The sequence below is a fragment of the Pseudarthrobacter sp. P1 genome (assembly GCF_050156935.1).
In the GTDB taxonomy this organism is placed as follows: Bacteria; Actinomycetota; Actinomycetes; order Actinomycetales; family Micrococcaceae; genus Specibacter.
In genome coordinates this window covers 3234145-3252217 of record NZ_CP189584.1, presented here as the reverse complement: position 1 = coordinate 3252217, position 18073 = coordinate 3234145, and the positions used below count along the sequence as shown (strand labels likewise).

The window sequence follows — 18073 nt, the reverse complement described above, 5'->3', positions numbered from 1 at the left end:
AGGGTCGGAGCCAACCCGCTCCCAGCCGGCCGCCGTCGTCGTCCTCCAACAACTGGGGCGCAGCAACTGCTGGAAATCCGTAGATTTCCAGCAGTTGCTGCGCCCCAGTTGGGTGTTGGGAGCGCCTGGCCTACCCGAAGCGGCCGGAGACGTAGTCCTCGGTGGACTTCTCGGTGGGGTTGTTGAAGATGGTGGTGGTGTCGGCGAACTCGATCAGCTTGCCGGGCTTGCCGGTGCCGGCGATGTTGAAGAACGCCGTCTTGTCCGAGACGCGGGCCGCCTGCTGCATATTGTGGGTCACGATCACCACTGTGTACTGGTCCTTGAGCTCGTTGATCAGGTCCTCGATGGCCAGCGTGGAGATCGGGTCCAGGGCGGAGCAGGGCTCGTCCATCAGGATCACCTCGGGCTGGACGGCGATGGCGCGCGCAATGCACAGACGCTGCTGCTGGCCGCCGGACAGACCGGAGCCGGGCTTCTCGAGGCGGTCCTTGACCTCGTTCCACAGGTTGGCGCCCTGCAGCGACTTCTCCACCAGCGCGTCGGCGTCGGACCTGGACATCCGCCGGTTGTTCAGCTTCACGCCGGCCAGCACATTGTCCCGGATGGACATGGTGGGGAACGGGTTCGGGCGCTGGAAGACCATGCCGATCTGGCTGCGCACCGTCACCGGGTCCACGCCGTCGCCGTAGAGGTTGTCCCCGTCCAGGAGCACCTCGCCCTCCACGCGGGCGCCCGGAATGACCTCGTGCATGCGGTTGAGCGTGCGCAGGAAGGTGGACTTGCCGCAGCCGGACGGGCCGATGAAGGCCGTCACGGACTTGGCCTCGATGTTGATGTTGACGCCCTCCACAGCCAGGAACTTGCTGTAGTAGACGTTGAGGTCCGTGACGTCGATGCGCTTAGACATGGGGAGGGTTTCCGTTCTTGTAATGCGAAGGAGAGAGGGTCAGCGGCCGGTCTTGGGCGAGAAGATGCGGGCCACCAGGCGTGCGCCCAGGTTCAGAGCCATCACCAGCAGGATCAGTAGCAGGGCCGCGGCCCAGGCGCGCTGGGTGGACGGGTCCGGGTTGGACGGCGAGGTGGGCGACATGATCTGCGTGTAGATGTACGTCGGCAGCGAGGCCATCCAGCCGGAGAACACGTTGGTGTTGATCGACGTCGCGAAGCCGGCGGTGACCAGCAGCGGGGCGGTCTCGCCGATCACGCGGGCGATGGCCAGCGTGACGCCGGAGGCAATGCCGGAGATCGCCGTCGGGATGACCACCTTGACGATGGTGCGCCACTTGCGCACACCCAGGGCGTAGGCGGCCTCGCGGAGCTCGTTGGGGACGATCTTGAGCATTTCCTCGGAGGAGCGGACCACCACGGGGATCATCAGCACGGAGAGCGCGACGGCGGCCACCATGCCGGTCTTGGTGCCCGGCGCAATGACCAGGCCGAAGAAGGCCGCGGCGAACAGGCCGGCCACGATGGAGGGGATGCCCGTCATGACGTCCACAAAGAACGTGATGGCCTTGGAAAGGCGGTTCCCCTGGCCGTACTCCACCAGGTAGATGGAGGTCAGCAGGCCGATCGGCACGGAGATCAGCGTGGCCCACAGGGTGATCAGCACTGAACCCATGAGGGCGTGGTAGGCGCCGCCCAGCACCGGGGTGCCGTTGGCCACGCTGGCGTTGTCTTGGACGCCCGTGACGCCCTTCATGGAGGTGCCCAGGAAGCCGGGCTCCACCAGCCCGGGGATGCCGTTGACCAGCACGGTCCAGATGACGGAGACCAGCGGCATCAGTGCCACCAGAAAGGCGCCCACCACCAGCGAGGTGGCGAGCCGGTCCTTGGCCTTGCGGACGCCCTCGACGGCGGCCGTGGTGGCCACCCAGCCGGCGGCGAACAGGACGGCGGAGAGCACTCCCCAGCCGAAGGCGTTGAATCCGATCACGGACATCAGCGCTGCGGCCACGATGATGGCGGCACCGGCGATGGCGTACGGGATGTATTTGGGCAGCTGGCCGCGGGTCAGGGCGGAGCGCTTGCGCGCAGTCATGGTGGCGAGGGACATCAGTTGGCTCCCGAAAATTCCTTGTGGCGGCTGATGATCCAGCGGGCGACCATGTTCACGGCCAGGGTGATGAGGAACAGGACCAGGCCGGCGGCGATGAGTTCATTGAGCCGCAGCCCGAACGCCTCGGGGAAGTTCAGTGCGATTTCCGCTGCCACCGTCTGGTTGCCGGAGGTGATCAGCGAGGCGATCAGCGGGCCGGAGGAGAGCACCAGGGCCACGGCCATGGTCTCGCCCAGGGCGCGGCCCAGGCCCAGCATGACGGCGCTGATGATGCCCGGGCGGGCGAAGGGCAGCACGGCCATCTTGACCATTTCCCAGCGCGTGGCGCCCAGGGCCAGCGCGGCCTCCTCGTGGAGCTTGGGGGCCTGCAGGAAGATTTCGCGGGTGAGCGAGGTGATGATGGGCAGGACCATCACGGCCAGCACGATGCCGGCGGTGAGCATGGTCTTGGCGGTGCCGGAGGCGGGCCCGGCGAAGATCGGGATCCAGCCCAGGTTCTCCGCCAGCCAAGCGTACGGTTCCTTGAGCTGGGAGGCCAGGAAGCTGGCACCCCAGGCGCCGTAGACCACGGAGGGGATGGCCGCCAGCAGGTCGACGACGTATCCGAGCCCCTGCGCGAGGCGGCGGGGGGCGTAGTGCGAGATGAAGAGGGCGACGCCGATTCCGATGGGCGTGGCAATGACCAGGGCGATGGCTGCCGCGATCAGGGTGCCGATGACAATCGGGAGGATGTAGGAGAAGAAACCCTTGCCCCCGGTCAGATCCGCAGGCTTGGCACTAAACGTTGGCAGGGCTTGGACCAGCAGGAAGATGGCAACACTGAACAGGACCACGAGGATCAGGATTCCGGCGGCCATGGCGGCCCCCGAGAAAACCTTGTCCCCGGTACGCCCCACCCCGGTGGTGCTTCGCAGCGAGTTGGTGGACACTCTAGATTCCTTCGTGGCTGGTGGTTCTCATGCTGGTCATTCGCGTGGACGGCCGTGCCTGTGTCCAGCTGTCCCCGGCACCGGAACCGATGCCGGGGACAGCTGCAATGCGCTGGCTACTTGGCGACCGCGATGGACGCGATGGCTGCCTTGGCCTTGGTGGCCAGGGCGGCGGAGAGCGGGGCGCTCTTGGCGGCGGCGGCGGCGGCCTTCTGGCCGGCGTCGCCGACGACGAAGGTGCCGAACGCCTTGACCAGGTCAACCGTGGCCTGGTCCTTGTAGGTGGTGCAGAAGACGCCGTAGGAGACCAGGACGGCGGGGTAGGCGCCGGCCACGGTGGTCTTGCGGTCCAGCTTCAGGGCGAGGTCGTTGGCACCGCGGCCGGCGACCGGAGCGGCGGCGTCGACGGCCTTGGCGGCGGCGTCGGCGGAGATCTTGACGTAGCTGTCGCCCACCTTCAGCTCGGCCTTGCCCATGGCATCGGTGACGGCTGAATCATCCGCGTAGGTCACGGCGCCGGCGGTCTCGGTGACGGTCTTGACGACGCCGGAGGTGCCCTTGGCGTTCTCGCCGGCCAGGGCGGCGGGCCAGTCGCCGGACTTCTTGTCGGTCCAGACATCGGCGGCGGCGGTGGCCAGGTAATCGGTGAAGTTGTCGGTGGTGCCCGAGTTGTCCGAGCGGTGCACGGGCGTGATCGCCAGGTCCGGCAGGGTGGTGCCGGCGTTCTGGGCGGCGATGGCGGCGTCGTTCCAGTTCTTGATGTCGCCGCGGAAGATCTTCGCGACGGTGGCCGCATCCAGCTTCAGGTCCTTCACACCGGGGATGTTGAAGGCCACGGCGATCGGGGAAATGTACCACGGGACGTTGATGGCGCCGGCGGTGCCGCACTTGTCCTTGGCGGCGGCCATCTCGTCGTCGCTCATGGCGGCATCCGAGCCGGCGAACTGGACGGCACCGGCCACGATGGCCTTGCGTCCGGCGCCGGAGCCCTCGGGGGAGTACTGGACCTTGGCGCCGGAGTTGTCGCCCTCGAAGCCGGCCTTCCAGGCGTCCATCGCAGCCGAGACGGAGCTGGCGCCCGTGCCGGTCAAGGTGCCGGTGACCGGCACGCCTGCGGAGGTGGTTGCGCCGGCGGTGGAACCGGAGTTGACGGCGTTGTCCGTGCCGCAGGCGGTCAGTGCCAGTGCAGCGACGGTGACAACAGCCGCGGCGCGGCCAATGTGGAGAGCCTTCACGAGGGTGCCCCTTTCAGGGAATATCTAAGAATGTGTGTGCCTTAGCGGTCCAACGCCGCGCCCGGCAAGTCCACGCCCGGCAAGGGCGCACTATCAACCTCTTCGACGATAGGAAGCCAAGGTGAAGGGACTGGCCGTTAAAGGTGAACGAGAGGTTAACGGAGACAGGATTCTTGGCATCGGTTGTACTTTGCTGACCTGTCATGGCCAGCACATAGACTGGGCGCATGGCTAGGATCAGCGGCGCCACCGCCCCCGCACGGTTCATCACCACCCGCGCCCGGCTGGGCCTGCGGCGCAGCGCCATGAGTGTTGTCCCCGCCATCCAGATGACGGTGTGCGCGGTGGGTGCCTATTTCGTTGCCGAACATGTACTGGGCCATGTGGGCCCGCTGTTCGCCGCCACCTCCGCCCTGATTGCCCTCGGATTTTCGCGCGAGCCGCGGCTTCGCCGGGTGCTGGAGGTGGGCCTGGGCTGCACGCTGGGCATCGCCGTCGGGGACCTGCTGCTGCATTGGCTCGGCTCGGGCATCTGGCAGGCGGCCGTGGTGGTGTTCTGCTCCATCATGCTGGCCCGGTTCCTGGACAGCGGCGTCATCTTCACCACCCAGCTGGCCCTGCAATCGCTGCTGGTGGTGCTCCTGCCGGCCCCGGCGGCCGGCGGGCCGTTCGGCCGCAGCCTGGACGCCGTCGTCGGGGGCTGTTTTGCCCTGGCGGTGACCTTCCTGGTGCCGCGGGACCCGCGCCGCGAGCCCCAAAGCGATCTCCGCAAGCTGCTGCAGGTGCTGGCCACCGTGCTGCGCGAATGCGCCAGCGCCCTGTCCTACAGCGATGCCACGGTGGCCTGGCATGCGCTGGTCCGGGCCCGCGGAGCCCAGCCGCTGGTGGACCAGATGCGCAGCACCCTGCGCGGCTCCACCGAAATCGCCAACCTCTCCCCGGTCTACCGCCGCCACCGCTCCGAAGTGGGGACGCTGGCGGACACCCTGGAGGCGGTGGACCTCGCGCTGCGCTCCAGCCGCGTCTTTGCCCGCCGGCTGACCAGCGCCATCAACAATTCGGCGCTTTCCGACGCCGGCACGGCCGCCATCAGCGAGGTCCTGGGCGAGGCCGCCGACGCCGTCGAGCAGCTGGCCGCGGTGGTCTCCGATCCCCGGGTGGGGCCCGGGAGCGTCCATTTCCTGGCCGTCCGGCGGGCGCTGGCCGCGGTGGCCATCCAGCTGCACCCGAGCTCGATGGGCATTGTGCGCACCGAGGGCGAGACGGTGGTGATGCTGCTGCGCCCGCTACTGGTGGACCTGATGGAGGCCGCCGGCACCGATCCCGCCGAGGCGCGCGCCCTGCTGCCCACGGTGTAGTCCCCACCCGCTCCCGTTGTTCGCAAGCTCACAACGGGCCCCTCGCGGGCGTGGGCCCACCCACCCGCTCCCCGGATTCGCAAGCTCACAACGGGCCCCTCGCGGGCGTGGGCCCACCCACCCGCTCCCCGGATTCGCAAGCTCACAACGGGCCCCTCGCGGGCGTGGGCCCACCCACCCGCTCCCCGGATTCGCAAGCTCACAACGGGCCCCTCGCGGGCGTGGGCCCACCCACCCGCTCCCCGGATTCGCAAGCTCACAACGGGCCCCTCGCCGCCGTGGGCGTGTCGGTGGCCGCCGATACGCTTGCAGCATGGCAACCAAGACTTCCCGGACCGGACGGACCAGCGGCGCGAACTACAAATGCGCCGAATGCGGCTGGAGCACTGTGAAGTGGGTGGGCCGCTGCGGCGAGTGCCAGGCCTGGGGCAGCGTGGAGGAATCCGGCGCCACCGTGGCCAGGACCACTGCCGCCACTGCGGTGTCCGAGCCCGCGCGCCGGATCGGCGACGTCGATGCCAGCACCGCCGCGTACCTGCCCACCGGCGTCTCCGAGCTGGACCGCGTGCTCGGCGGTGGCGTGGTGCCCGGGGCCGTGATCCTGCTGGCCGGCGAGCCCGGCGTGGGCAAGTCCACGCTGCTGCTCGATGTCGCGGCCAAGTTCGCCAGGCACGACGGCGGCGCCGGCCCCCGGGACGTGCTCTACGTGACCGGCGAGGAATCCGCGGCGCAGGTGAAGCTGCGCGCGGACCGGATCGGCGCCGTGGCCGACACCTTGTACCTGACGGCGGAGACCGACCTGGGCGCCGCCCTGGGCCAGGTCGAGGTGCTCTCGCCCAAACTGCTCATTGTCGACTCCGTCCAGACGCTCAGCAGCGCCGTCGTGGACGGCAGCGCCGGCGGCGTGTCCCAGGTCCGCGAGGTGGCGGCGTCGCTGATTGCCGCAGCGAAGCGGATGAACATGACCACCCTGTTGGTGGGCCACGTGACCAAGGACGGCTCCATCGCCGGACCACGGCTGCTGGAGCACCTGGTGGATGTGGTCTGCCAGTTCGAGGGTGAGCGGCATTCACGCCTGCGCCTGGTCCGGGCCGTGAAGAACCGGTATGGGCCCACGGACGAGGTGGGCTGCTTTGACCTGACCGACGTCGGCATCACCGGGCTGGCAGATCCCAGCGGCCTGTTTGTCTCGCGCACCAAGGATCCCGTCTCCGGCACCTGCATCACCGTGACGTTGGAGGGGCGCCGGCCCTTGCTGGCCGAGGTCCAGTCCCTGCTGGCCGCGACCAACAACTCCCAGCCGCGCCGGGCCACCAGCGGACTCGATGCCGCCCGCGTCTCGATGCTGCTGGCCGTGCTCCAGCAGCGTGCCGGCGCCCAGCTGCACATGGACGACAGCTACGTGGCCACCGTGGGCGGGGTGAAGCTCACCGAACCCGCCATGGATTTGGCCATCTCGCTCGCCCTGGCCTCCTCGAAATCGCGCATCGCGCTGCCGGCCCGCATGGTGGCCTTCGGCGAGGTGGGCCTGGCCGGGGAGGTCCGTCCGGTGCCCGGCATCACCCAGCGCATCCACGAGGCCCACCGCCTCGGATTCACCCATGCCATCGTCCCGGCCAGCCCGCAGGGTCCCGGCACAATCCCGCCAAATTTCTCCGTCCGGGAGGTCCACCACCTCACCGAGGCCATGGATCTGCTCTTTGGTGGAGCAAAATAGCCCCTGCGGTGCCAAATAGGCCCTAAAACGGGCGGATCGGCTCCGCCAGCCCACTATTATTGGGCTAGTGACCCACGCGGAGCCTCCGCGCGCACGGCGGAAGGATTGGCCCCCATGGCTCGGAGCCCCGAAGAAGCCTTGAAGGCTACCCTGGCCCGTGTCGCACCCGGCACTCCGCTGCGCGACGGATTGGAACGGATCCTGCGCGGCCGCACCGGCGCCCTCATCGTGCTGGGCTCGGACAAGACCGTGGAGCAGCTGTGTTCGGGCGGTTTCGAGATCGGCATCGACTTCGCCCCCACCCGGTTGCGCGAGCTGGCCAAGATGGACGGGGCCATTGTCTGCGACAAGGAGGCCAGCCGCATCTTGCGTGCCGCCGTCCAACTGGTCCCGGACCCCAGCATCGAGACCCAGGAATCCGGCACGCGGCACCGCACGGCCGAGCGCGTGGCCATCCAAACCGGTGTCCCGGTGGTCTCGGTCAGCCAGTCCATGCAGATCATTGCCCTCTATGTGAACGGCATCCGCTACGTCCTGGAGGGCTCGGAAAAGGTGCTGGCCCGCGCCAACCAGGCCCTGGCCACGCTGGAGCGTTACCGCTCCCGGCTGGACCAGGTCACCAGCTCGCTCTCCGCACTGGAGATCGAGGCCATGGTGAGCGTGCGCGACGTCGCCGTCACGCTGCAGCGCCACGAAATGGTGCGCCGCATCTCCGAGGAAATCGCCCAGTATGTCCTCGAACTCGGCGTCGACGGCCGCCTGCTGTCCCTCCAGCTGGACGAGCTCACCGCAGGCCGCGGCCCCGGCTCCGACATGGTCATCCGGGACTACTCCGCCTCCACCACCGATGCGGACATTGACGCGGCCGTCGCGGCCCTGCAGGACATTGGCCCGGCCGACCTGATCGATCTGAACAAGATTGCCACCATTGTGGGCCTGTCCACCGGAACCGATGCACTGGACAACATCATCCAGCCGCGCGGCTACCGCCTGGTCTCCGGCCTGAAGGCCGTGCCGCGCTCGGTGGCCGACCGCCTGGTGGACCACTTTGGCGGGCTGCAGAACCTGATGGCCGCCACCATCGACGAGCTCATGGTGGTCGACGGCATCGGAGACCAGCGCGCCCGCAACGTCCGCGAGGGCCTGTCCCGCATTGCCGAGGCGAGCCTGCTGGACCGCTTCCTCTAGGGCGTGTCTCCCAATGCGGCGCTCCAGATGACGACGGCGTGCAGGACGGCCGCTGAGCGGTAGGTGAGGGCCAGTTTGTCGTAGCGGGTGGCCAGGGACCGCCATTGCTTGAGGGTGTTGAAGCTGCGCTCGACCACATTGCGCCGTTTGTAGGCGTCCCTGTCGTATCTGACGGGGCGTCCCCCGGCGGAGCCCTTGCGTTTCCGGTTGGCCTTCTGGTCGTCCTTTTCCGGGATAACGCACTCGATGCCCCGCCCGCGCAGGTACGCCCGGATTGCTTTGGAGGAATAGGCCTTGTCGGCCATGGCCCGGTCCGGGCGGGTGCGGGCCCGGCCGGGACCGGGCCTTTCTACCTTCAGGGCCTCCATGAGGTTCTCAAACATCGGCGAGTCCCCGCCCTGGCCCGGCCCCAGCAGCAGGACCAGGGGACGCATGTTGCCATCCACCAGGGCGTGGATCTTGGTGGTCAGCCCGCCGCGGGACCGGCCGATGGCATGGTCCTCAGGCTCGTCGAGCAGATTCCTGTAATTCGACAGGTCCCCCTGTGTGGCGGGGCAGGTTCGTGCCGTGCTGGTGGGCACGGTTGACCGTGGAGTCGATCGAGACCTCCCAGTTGATCAGCCCGGCCGTGTCCGCGCGGGTCAGCAACGCCGCCAGGACCTTGTCCCAGGTCCCGTTGGCGGCGTTGCGGCGGTGGTGCTTCCACACGGTCTTCCACGACCCGAAATAGGCAGGGAGATCACGCCATGGGATCCCTGCCCGGTAGCGGTAGATGATGCCCTCGGTCATCAGCCGGTGGTCGTTGAAGGGTCGGCCCGGTTTCCCCGACGAATCGGGCATCAACGGGGCAATGGACTCCCACTGGGCATCGGACAACACGGAATAGCGAGAAGGCACCCATCAATCATGCCAAACCGCAAAACCACTGATTAGGAGACACACCCTAGGACCGGCAGGCCCTGCTGGAGCCGGCCGGACCGGGGCCGGGTCCTACTGGAGTTGGAAGGGGGCCTCGGCGCTGGTGCGCGAACCCAGCGACACCTTGAGCACGTAGTACGCCCCGCCACCGCCAGGAACCGCGTCGATGTGCCCGCAGCCGGGTGCCGACCGCTTGCGCTGCCAGGTGAAATTGGCCGTCTCCGAGGCGCCGGGAGCGATCGACTTGACCAGATCGGTGCCGCCCTCCTGGCAATCCCTGGAGGAGAAGATCCTGTCATTGCCGCTGGTGAGGACGTAGTCCATCTGGCTGGTGCCGACATTGACATCGCAGGCAACAGTGCCGCCGTTGGTGACCTTCAGGCTCATGACCGGCAGTTCCTCCGGCGCATATGAAGCCTTGTCCAGTGATGCCGACACCGTCACCAGGGACTGGTTGCAGCCGGCCGGGGCCGAGGTGGGGGGCACCACGGCCGCGGAGGCCTTCGGGCTGGCCGCATCGGAGGCGCCGGAGGACGACGACGGCCCGGCCGAGGGCAGCGGGTCCCGGAGCGCGGAGGCCTCCATGAAGGTGCTGGTCAGAGTCATCCCCGCAGCCCCCAAGGCGCCGACCACCAGCAGTGCGAAGATCCCCAACACCAGCCGGCGCCGCCGGTAGATGGCCTTCGACACCGGGCGCGGGCCCTTCCGCGCCGTGGACGTGGAGGTGAGCGTGCGTACGGAGGCCTGGCCCGGCGGGCGCCGGGTGGCCGCAGGGCGCTGGGCAGCCGGGCGTGGCACACCGGTCCCCGCACGCGCAGTGGTCCTGGGCGCAGTTTTGGCGGCGGCCTTGGCTCCGGCCCCTGTCCGCGCTGCGGACCGAGGTGCGGGCTTCGGGGCGGCTTTCGGGGCCGCCGCGCGGGACGGGGCCCTGCCCGTGGCGGACTTGGCTCCGGCCCTGCCGGCCGGTGTGCCCGCGGTCTTGCCCGCGGTGCGGCCCGCCGTTCCCTGCCGGGGTGCGGGCGCGGCACTGCGGCGCTTGTTGCCGCCGTCGGAATCTGCCTGCTTGCCCATCAGTCCAGCGTATCGACTGCCGCGCGCACTCGCGGCCCCGGCACGCCGCCCGGGCCGCCGGCGCACTAGAGTTGAACGGGTCACAACCCGCTCCAGCCCAAGGATTTTCTTCAGTGCACAGTGCCATCGAGACCTGGTTTGCCGCCAATGCCCGCGATCTCCCGTGGCGCGGCGGCCGCTCCCCCTGGGGCGTGCTGGTCAGCGAGATCATGCTCCAGCAGACTCCCGTGGTGCGCGTGCAGCCGGTCTGGGAGGAGTGGATGCGCCGCTGGCCCACGCCCGGCGCCTTGGCGGCCGAGCCCAGCGGCGAGGTGGTGCGCGCGTGGGGCCGGCTGGGCTACCCGCGCCGGGCGCTGCGCCTGCATGCGGCGGCCGGCGCCATGGTGGAATCCTTTGGCGGGGAGGTGCCCGGCACGTACGAGGCCTTGCTGACGCTGCCCGGCGTCGGCAGCTACACGGCGGCCGCCGTCGCCGCCTTTGCCTTTGGCCGGCGCGAAAACGTGGTGGACACCAACATCCGCCGCGTCCACGCCCGGCTGGTCTCCGGCAAGGCGCTGCCCTCCCCCTCGCTCACCGCGGCGGAGATGGCACTCTCGGCCAGCCTGCTGCCGGCGGATCCGGGCGAATCGGTGCTCTGGAACGCGGGCGTCATGGAGCTCGGCGCGCTGGTCTGCACGGCCCGGACGCCCAAATGCGGCCTGTGCCCGGTCCAGGACGAATGCGCGTGGATTGCCGCGGGCCAGCCGGAGCCGGACTACATCCCCAAGGGGCAGCCGTGGGCCGGGACGGACCGGCAGGTGCGCGGTGCTGTCATGGCCGTACTGCGCGCAGCCGAGCAGCCGGTGCACCTGGACCTGTTCCTGGCACCCGCGGCCGATCTCGCCGTCGAGGCAGAGCCCGGCCTGGACCCCGCGCACCGGGGCCCCGTCCGGGTGCAGCTGGAGCGCCTGCACGCGCTGAACACCGATCCCGGCCAGCTGGACCGCGCCATCGCCGGCCTGCTCACCGACGGATTGGCCCAACATTCCGAAACCGGCCTCCACCTGCCCAACTGAGTAGCAGTTGGCTCCATGGGGGCCCACGGCCGCGAGGGGCCCGGAGCGAGCTTGCGAGCTCTGGGAGCGGCTGGGGAACAACAACTGCTACTCAGTTGGGGTCAGAGCTCGCCGAAACCGTTCTCGACTTCCGTGCGGACCAGGTCCACGGCCTTGGCGGCATCGGGGCCGGTGGCCCGGACGGAGAGCGTGGTGCCCTCGCCGGCACCGAGCGTCATCAGCATCATCACGGACTGGCCATCCACGCCGTTGATCTCGACGTCGACGTCCATGGCGCCCAGCGCTCCCGCCAGGGCGGCCGCGGGCCGGGCGTGCAGGCCCATGGGATTGATCAGGACCAGCTCGGCGGTGACGGCGCCGGATGCGGTGCCGTCCACGGAACCGCCCAATGCCGGGTCCCCGGTGATGCCGGATGCCGCGCCGGGCGTCCGGCCGCCTGATGTCGCTCCGCCCGTTGCGGTGCCGGGCACGGGGCCATCGACCGGGATGAATGCGGTCTCGGCGGCCTTCTGCACCACCGCCAGATCGGCACCCGACTGGGCCGCGACGGCGGCCGCCACGGCACCCTCCACGAGTGGGGCATGGGCCAGCAGCATCGTCTCCTGGCTGCCCAGGAACTCCAGCGCGGATTCGGCCGTCATCACCGCCGAGCCCAGATCTGCCAGCACCAGCACCCCCGCACCGGAGTCGGCCCCGCCCAGGGCGTCCATCACCTTGGCCAGGGACGTGCCGATGCCCGGCCCTGCGCCGTCGTCGTCCATGCCGCCGGCGGCCAGCAGGGTGACGTCCGGGGCCATCTGGGCCGCCAGCTCCACCACTCCCTCCGCCAGCTTGGCACTGTGCGAGACGATCACCAGCCCCACCCTCATGCGGCCTCCCCGGCGGCGGCGCGGGCCGCGGCGCGCAGGATCAGGGCCGAAGAGGCGGCCCCGGGATCGCGGTGTCCGGCGCTTCGTTCGCCCAGGTAGCTGGCGCGGCCCTTGCGGGCAGTCAGCGGATCGGTGGCCACGGCCCCGGCCTCGGCTGCCACGGCGGCGGCCTCCAGCACGGCGGCGCCGTCCGCTCCCGCCGCTGCGGCGCTGGCCGCGGCATCCACCGCGGGCGTCCAGGCATCCACCATGGTCTTGTCCCCGGACTCGGCCTTGCCGCGGGCCACCACGCCATCGCGCGCAGCCGCCAGGGCACCGGCCAGCGCGGCCGGATCGAGCGTGGCGGACTCCCCCACCGCCGTCGCGGCGCGCAGGAATGCCGTGCCGTACAGTGGACCGGCGGCGCCGCCCACCTTGGACATCAGCGTCATGGCCGCCATCTTCAACGCCGCCCCGGGCGTCGCGGGCGATTCCTCGTCCAGCTTGGCCACGATGGCCGAGAAGCCGCGGTCCAGGTTCTCGCCGTGGTCGCCGTCGCCGATGGCCCTGTCCAGTTCAATCAGGGCCATCCGGTTTTCCGCCACGACGGCGGCGCTGAGCCGCAGCCAGGCGATGGCCCAGGCGACGTCCAGGGGCGCTGCCACCCTAGACTCCCCACCGCAGGGCCGCCGTATGGACGGGGGCATCCCAGAGCGCTGTCATCTCCTCGTCCAGGCGCAGCACGGAAACGGAGCAGCCCTGCATTTCCAAGGCGGTGATGTAGTTGCCCACCAGCGAGCGCTCCACGGTGGCCCCGGCGTCGGCGAGGATCGCCCGCGCGCGCCGGTAGACGATGTACAGCTCGCTCTGCGGGGTGCCGCCCATGCCATTGACGAACAGCAGCACCTTGTCCCCGGCGGCCAGCTTCAGGTCAGCCAGGATGGGTTCGAGCAGCCGGTCCGTGATGCCGTCGGCGTTTTCCATCGGGATGCGGTGCCGGCCCGGCTCGCCGTGGATGCCGATGCCGATCTCGATCTCGTCCTCGGCGAGGTCAAAGCTGGGCACCCCGGCATGCGGCACGGTGCAGGCGGACAGGGCCACACCCATGGTGCGCACATTGTCATTCACCCGTTGGCCAATGGCCGCGACGGCGTCGAGGCCATCCCCGCGTTCGGCGGCGGCGCCGGCAATCTTCTCCACCAACACCGTACCGCCCACGCCGCGCCGGCCGGCCGTGTACAGCGAGTCCTCCACGGCGACGTCGTCGTTCACCAGCACGGTGCGGACCTCAACGCCCTCGGCCTGGGCCATCTCGGCGGCCGTCTCAAAATTGAGCACATCGCCGGTGTAGTTCTTCACAATGTGCACCACACCGGCGCCGGAATTGGCGGCCAGCGTGGCCGGAATGATCTGGTCGGGGGTGGGGGAGGTAAACACCGCTCCCGGGACGGCGGCCGTCAGCATGCCCAGCCCCACATAGCCGGCGTGCAGGGGCTCGTGGCCGCTGCCGCCACCGGAGACCAGGCCCACCTTGCCGGGTTCCGGGGCCTCCTTGCGGGTGATGAACATGGGGTCCGGGTTGACCCGCACCAGATCGGCATGGGCCAGCCCGAAACCCTCCACCGATTCATCGACGACTGCACGCGGATCATTGATCAGTTTCTTCATTTCAACACTCCTGAACGACGTGGCGTGGACTGGCCGTGGAGGATCGGCGGGAGCCGACGGTTGCCACAATCTGAACCCTACCGGGCGGCCCCAGCGTTGGGTAGAGTGCACCGTGGCGGCTCAGCTGGGGCGTGGCTTCGTCGCCGTCGTCGTGGACGGCACGCCTCCCCGGCCGGCCCGTGCTCCGTCACAGCCGGCAGATCATCCGCGTGTTGCCCAGCGTGTTGGGTTTGACCCGCGCCAGGTCCAGGAACTCGGCCACACCCTCGTCGTGGGAGCGCAGCAGCTCGGAGTACACGGACGGGTCCACGGCCGACTGGTCCGCCATGACCTCAAAGCCGTGCCGGGTGAAGAAGCCCACCTCAAAGGTCAGGCAGAAGACCCGTTCCACGCCCAGGGCACGGGCCTCGTCCAGCAGCCATTCCACCAGCGCGTGCCCCACGCCCTTGCCGCGCCAGCTCTCCGCACTGGCCAGGGTGCGGATTTCGGCCAGGTCCTCCCACATCACGTGCAGGGCGCCGCAGCCGATCACCTCGCCATCGGCCTCGGCCACGCGGAGCTCCTGGATCCCCTCGAAATAGGCCACTGTCTCCTTGGCCATCAGGATCCGCTGCTCGGCCAGCGGTGCCACCAGGGCCTTGATCGCGGGGACGTCGGAGGTGCGGGCGGGGCGGATCTTGAAGGTGGAAGTCACGTAAGCAAGTCTAAGACCGCCGATCCGCCGCCGCGCTCCGGGAATGCGGCAGGCGCATCCGTCCCTCGGTGCCAGGGACGGATGCGCCTGCCGCTTTCCCACGGGCTTCGGTAGGCCTGCCGGCCATCTGGGCGCCGGGCGAACGAAGCACCCGGCAGTTAGAGGTGGAGGACCGTTTGCCCCAAGGCTGCGGCGGCGATGAACGATGCGGTGTAGGTGATGAGTGCGACGATGACCACTCGCCAGCTCAGTGATTTCAGGGCTGGGATGTCGCGGCCGACGGTGAGGCCGATCAGGCCCAGGGTGGGTACGCCCAGGAGGATGACGTCCAAGTGGCCGGTGAGACCGGCGATGAGGCTGGAGCTAGGCAGGAAGGTTGCCGAGAGAACGGTGGCTATCCCGAGGACCCAGACGCTGGAGGGTATGGAGGGCACCAGTTTGGCCAGGCGGAACGAGGCGGCCGTGAGGACCAGCAGGATGGCCATGCCCAGGATGTCGGAGGGGGCGAAGGTCTTGGTGCCGATGAAGTTCATCAGCAGGCCGGAAACCCCGACGACGGCGTAGGCCAGCAGCATCGTCTTGCCGGTGGGGCGGACCACGGGGTCGGAATCAATGGCGGGTTGCGGTGCGGCCGTGTCGGTGGGCGAGGCTGCGGATGCGGCATTTCCTGTTGAGCCGACGGGGCCCCTGCGGTTGATCCGGCGGCCGTCATCGTCCCTGCCGAAGATCCGGCTCCAGAAGGTGTAGAGCCGGCGGCACAGGGGCAGGGACAGGAATACGCCGGCGTAGAAGCCAACGATGTTGGTGACCAGGTTGGAGAGAGCGGCCAGGGCCATGATTTCCCCGGCGCGCTCCGGGTAGAGGAGGGAGAGGGCTCCGGCGCCGCCGAGCATCATGGAGGCGGAGCCGAGTCCGAGCCCGAGGGCCAGGGCGCGCGGGTCGAAGATGGACAGCCCGCCCAGGAATCCGGCCAGGAGCGAGATGAAGACGGCTCCGAAGAGGCTGCCGAGCAGCCAGACGGAGAAGACGCCGCGGTACTCGGGGGAACGGACACCAAAGCGCTGGATGGCGTAGGCCAGGAAGGATTCGCGGTCGATGGACCATGTGGCTCCGATGGCGACGCGTCCGAGTCCGAGGGCGACGGCGACGGGAAGGGCGAGGATTACGGTACCGAAAATGTGGCCGACTTCCTGCAGCACAATGGCCGGGCCGATGTTGGCGAAGTTTGCCAGGGTGGGACCGATCTGGGTTCCGAGCCGGGCCAGGAACACGACGATGCCGATCTCCAGCAGGAGCGTGGCCACGGCCCTGGCCGCCGGGGAGACGGGCCGGAAGCGCTGGGTGCCGAGGATGGCGCCGATGACCACGGCCCAGATGATGGGGAAGAGTACGACGGCGGCCGGGCCGAGTTGGATTTTGACGGTTCCGATGAGCACGGAAACCACTGCGACTGCCACGGACAGGGCGATGACGGTCGTCCAGTGCCCCCGGCTGATCCGATGGGTGCGTGGACTTCCTTGCGGCACGCGGGTGGTGTTGGCCATGAAGATCTCTGTTCTGGAGGTTCGGGATACGGATGCTGGCGGAGGCGGCATGTGCCGGGTGCCTCCGGGCTGCAAGGCTGAACTGAGCTTGTATACCAAATGAGAATACGCAACGTGCACTGAGATGTAAATCACTTGACCAAAAATTCCCATCCGAGGCCATCTGCCGGGGATTTGCGGGGACGCCACAGACGGGTGGAATCAGCAGGCGGATAGACTTGGTATACCAAATGGCGCTATTGTCGTTGTATTCGAGATTGTGGGACTGCCGGGCATGCCCGTCGTCCGCTATGAGGAGGCACCCTTGATTACGCGCTTCAGCGCCGATTTCGTGCTCGGCCACGAGGACGGCCACCATGCCCTGTTCCGGGAGGGCCAGGTTGTCTACGAGGACGACCGCATCGTGTTTGTGGGCCGCGACTACCAGGGAACCGTGGACGAGTCATACGATCTGGGCGCGTCGCTCATTACGCCCGGGCTCATCGATCTGGATGCCCTGACCGACATTGACCACCTGCTCCTGGATTCCTGGGCACCGGCGGCGCGGGAAGCAGGGTTGCAGTGGTCCGAGGACTATTTCCTCTCCCGCCGCCGGGACGTCTTCACCGCCGAGGAGCGCCAGTTCATCCGTGAGTACGCCCTGGTGCAGCTGGCCCTGCACGGGATCACGACGTACATGCCGATTGCCGCCGAAACCCACAGCGCCTGGGCCGAAAGCTACGACGAAATGGTGGGCATGAGCCAGACCTCCCGGCGGATCGGGTTGCGCGGCTATCTTGGCCCGGCCTACCGGTCCGGGGTCAACATCGTCCGGGCGGACGGGGAACGAGACGTTGCCTTTGACGAGGACCTGGGGCGGGCGGGGCTGGCGGACGCCCTGCGTTTCCTTGATTACGCCCAGGACCTCGCGGACCCGCTGGTCACCGGAGTCCTGCTTCCGTGCCGGATTGAAACGCTCACCGAAGAGATCATGGCCGCCACAGCTGCAGCTGCCCGCGAGCGGGACACGCTGGTGCGGCTGCACTGCCTTCAGGGAGTGCTGGAGCGAGATCTCCTGCAGCGCCGGCACTCGGTGACGCCGCTGCAGCTGCTGGAACGCACGGGCCTGCTGGCGGCAGACCTGCTGATTCCGCACGGTCTTGTCATCGACCGCAACCCGCTCGTGCACGGTGCCGACTACGGGGACCTTGGCACCCTGGCCCGCGCCGGGGTCTCCATCATCCACTGCCCGCAGACCTCTTTCCGGTACGGCAGCGCCCTGCACTCCTTCGGCACTTACCTTGAGGCCAGCATCAACCTCTGCCTGGGGACGGATTCCTTCCCGCCGGATCTGATCCGCGGAATGGACACCGGTGTGCACCTGGCCAAGATCGTGGACGGAGCCCGGGACGCAGCCCCGGCCGAACGCTACTTCGAGGCCGCAACGCTGGGCGGCGCCCGCGCCCTGCAGCGCAGCGATCTGGGGAAACTTGAAGCCGGAGCCCAGGCCGATCTGGTGGCCTTCTCCCTGGGGGATTTCCGCGACGGCGTGCTCGAGGACCCGGTGCGGACCCTGTTGCTGAACGGCACAGCCCGGCAGCTGACCCATTCGGTGGTCGCCGGACGGATCATCGTCCGCGACGGTGCCGTTCCCGGCGTCGACCTCGCCCGGATGCGCACCCGGGCGCAGACGCTCTTCAACCGCATGCGCGGGTCCTACTCCGAGCGGGACACCCTGCACCGGAGTGCCGATGAGCTTTTCCCGCCGGCCTTCCCGCTGGCAACCGATGACCGTCCCTGACCTTAG

The 18073-nt window shown here is 69.0% G+C and carries 16 protein-coding genes; 5 read left to right on the top strand and 11 right to left on the bottom strand.

The features are described 5' to 3' along the window. Nucleotides 1–130 precede the first annotated feature (130 nt). The 4 genes from pstB to pstS form a co-directional block, all read right to left on the bottom strand. Nucleotides 131–910, bottom strand: a complete 780-nt coding sequence (gene pstB, locus ACQCSX_RS15355) for a phosphate ABC transporter ATP-binding protein PstB (protein ID WP_427016140.1) — start codon at nucleotides 908–910, stop codon at nucleotides 131–133. A 39-nt stretch (nucleotides 911–949) separates the two neighbouring features. Then, the gene (gene pstA, locus ACQCSX_RS15350) at nucleotides 950–2044 is read right to left on the bottom strand and encodes a phosphate ABC transporter permease PstA (RefSeq protein ID WP_427016139.1); all 1095 of its coding nucleotides are present in this window, start codon (nucleotides 2042–2044) and stop codon (nucleotides 950–952) included. Nucleotides 2045–2058: 14 nt separating this feature from the next. Continuing rightward, nucleotides 2059–2991, bottom strand: coding sequence for a phosphate ABC transporter permease subunit PstC (gene pstC, locus ACQCSX_RS15345; RefSeq protein ID WP_427016138.1), 933 nt, complete (start codon nucleotides 2989–2991; stop codon nucleotides 2059–2061). Between the two features lie 116 nt (nucleotides 2992–3107). Next, on the bottom strand, nucleotides 3108–4226 hold the full coding sequence (gene pstS, locus ACQCSX_RS15340; RefSeq protein ID WP_427016137.1) for a phosphate ABC transporter substrate-binding protein PstS: 1119 nt from the start codon (nucleotides 4224–4226) through the stop codon (nucleotides 3108–3110). A gap of 227 nt (nucleotides 4227–4453) precedes the next feature. Here pstS and ACQCSX_RS15335 point away from each other — a divergent pair, with 227 nt between their 5' ends. From ACQCSX_RS15335 to disA, 3 genes are all read left to right on the top strand, one after another. After that, nucleotides 4454–5584, top strand: a complete 1131-nt coding sequence (locus tag ACQCSX_RS15335) for an FUSC family protein (RefSeq protein ID WP_427016136.1) — start codon at nucleotides 4454–4456, stop codon at nucleotides 5582–5584. A gap of 313 nt (nucleotides 5585–5897) precedes the next feature. Then, nucleotides 5898–7301 carry a DNA repair protein RadA gene (gene radA, locus ACQCSX_RS15330; protein ID WP_427016135.1) on the top strand — a complete coding sequence of 468 codons (1404 nt, stop codon included), beginning with the start codon at nucleotides 5898–5900 and terminating at the stop codon, nucleotides 7299–7301. 114 nt (nucleotides 7302–7415) lie between these two features. Then, entirely contained in the window at nucleotides 7416–8489 is a 1074-nt protein-coding gene (disA, locus tag ACQCSX_RS15325) for a DNA integrity scanning diadenylate cyclase DisA (RefSeq protein ID WP_427016134.1), read from the top strand. On the opposite strand, the gene ACQCSX_RS15320 is transcribed toward disA, so the two are convergent. Continuing rightward, nucleotides 8486–9329 (bottom strand): IS5 family transposase gene (locus ACQCSX_RS15320; protein WP_427018933.1). Its coding sequence is split into 2 segments (ribosomal slippage): nucleotides 8486–9022 and nucleotides 9024–9329, totalling 843 coding nucleotides; the frame shifts between segments, so codons are not numbered across the junction. The genes disA and ACQCSX_RS15320 overlap by 4 nt on opposite strands. A gap of 150 nt (nucleotides 9330–9479) precedes the next feature. Further along, complete coding sequence (locus tag ACQCSX_RS15315) at nucleotides 9480–10478, bottom strand: hypothetical protein (protein ID WP_427016133.1); 999 nt, start codon at nucleotides 10476–10478, stop codon at nucleotides 9480–9482. A 71-nt stretch (nucleotides 10479–10549) separates the two neighbouring features. Between ACQCSX_RS15315 and ACQCSX_RS15310 the strand changes: the two genes are divergently transcribed. Beyond that, complete coding sequence (locus ACQCSX_RS15310; protein WP_427016132.1) at nucleotides 10550–11533, top strand: A/G-specific adenine glycosylase; 984 nt, start codon at nucleotides 10550–10552, stop codon at nucleotides 11531–11533. Nucleotides 11534–11634: 101 nt separating this feature from the next. Here the strand turns inward: ACQCSX_RS15310 and dhaM are convergent, their stop codons facing one another. The 5 genes from dhaM to ACQCSX_RS15285 all read right to left on the bottom strand — a co-directional run bounded on the left by dhaM (nucleotide 11635) and on the right by ACQCSX_RS15285 (nucleotide 16287). Continuing rightward, nucleotides 11635–12402 carry a dihydroxyacetone kinase phosphoryl donor subunit DhaM gene (gene dhaM / locus ACQCSX_RS15305; protein WP_427016131.1) on the bottom strand — a complete coding sequence of 256 codons (768 nt, stop codon included), beginning with the start codon at nucleotides 12400–12402 and terminating at the stop codon, nucleotides 11635–11637. Beyond that, the gene (gene dhaL, locus ACQCSX_RS15300) at nucleotides 12399–13046 is read right to left on the bottom strand and encodes a dihydroxyacetone kinase subunit DhaL (RefSeq protein WP_427016130.1); all 648 of its coding nucleotides are present in this window, start codon (nucleotides 13044–13046) and stop codon (nucleotides 12399–12401) included. Before dhaL ends, dhaM begins: the two co-directional genes overlap by 4 nt. 1 nt (nucleotide 13047) lies before the next feature. Further along, nucleotides 13048–14049 carry a dihydroxyacetone kinase subunit DhaK gene (gene dhaK, locus ACQCSX_RS15295; protein WP_427016129.1) on the bottom strand — a complete coding sequence of 334 codons (1002 nt, stop codon included), beginning with the start codon at nucleotides 14047–14049 and terminating at the stop codon, nucleotides 13048–13050. A gap of 187 nt (nucleotides 14050–14236) precedes the next feature. Next, the gene (locus ACQCSX_RS15290) at nucleotides 14237–14743 is read right to left on the bottom strand and encodes an amino-acid N-acetyltransferase (protein ID WP_427016128.1); all 507 of its coding nucleotides are present in this window, start codon (nucleotides 14741–14743) and stop codon (nucleotides 14237–14239) included. Between the two features lie 158 nt (nucleotides 14744–14901). Beyond that, nucleotides 14902–16287, bottom strand: a complete 1386-nt coding sequence (locus tag ACQCSX_RS15285; protein WP_427016127.1) for a DUF3100 domain-containing protein — start codon at nucleotides 16285–16287, stop codon at nucleotides 14902–14904. Between the two features lie 274 nt (nucleotides 16288–16561). On the opposite strand from ACQCSX_RS15285, the gene ACQCSX_RS15280 reads away from it, so the two are divergent. Beyond that, the gene (locus tag ACQCSX_RS15280; RefSeq protein WP_427016126.1) at nucleotides 16562–18067 is read left to right on the top strand and encodes a chlorohydrolase family protein; all 1506 of its coding nucleotides are present in this window, start codon (nucleotides 16562–16564) and stop codon (nucleotides 18065–18067) included. Nucleotides 18068–18073: the final 6 nt, after the last annotated feature.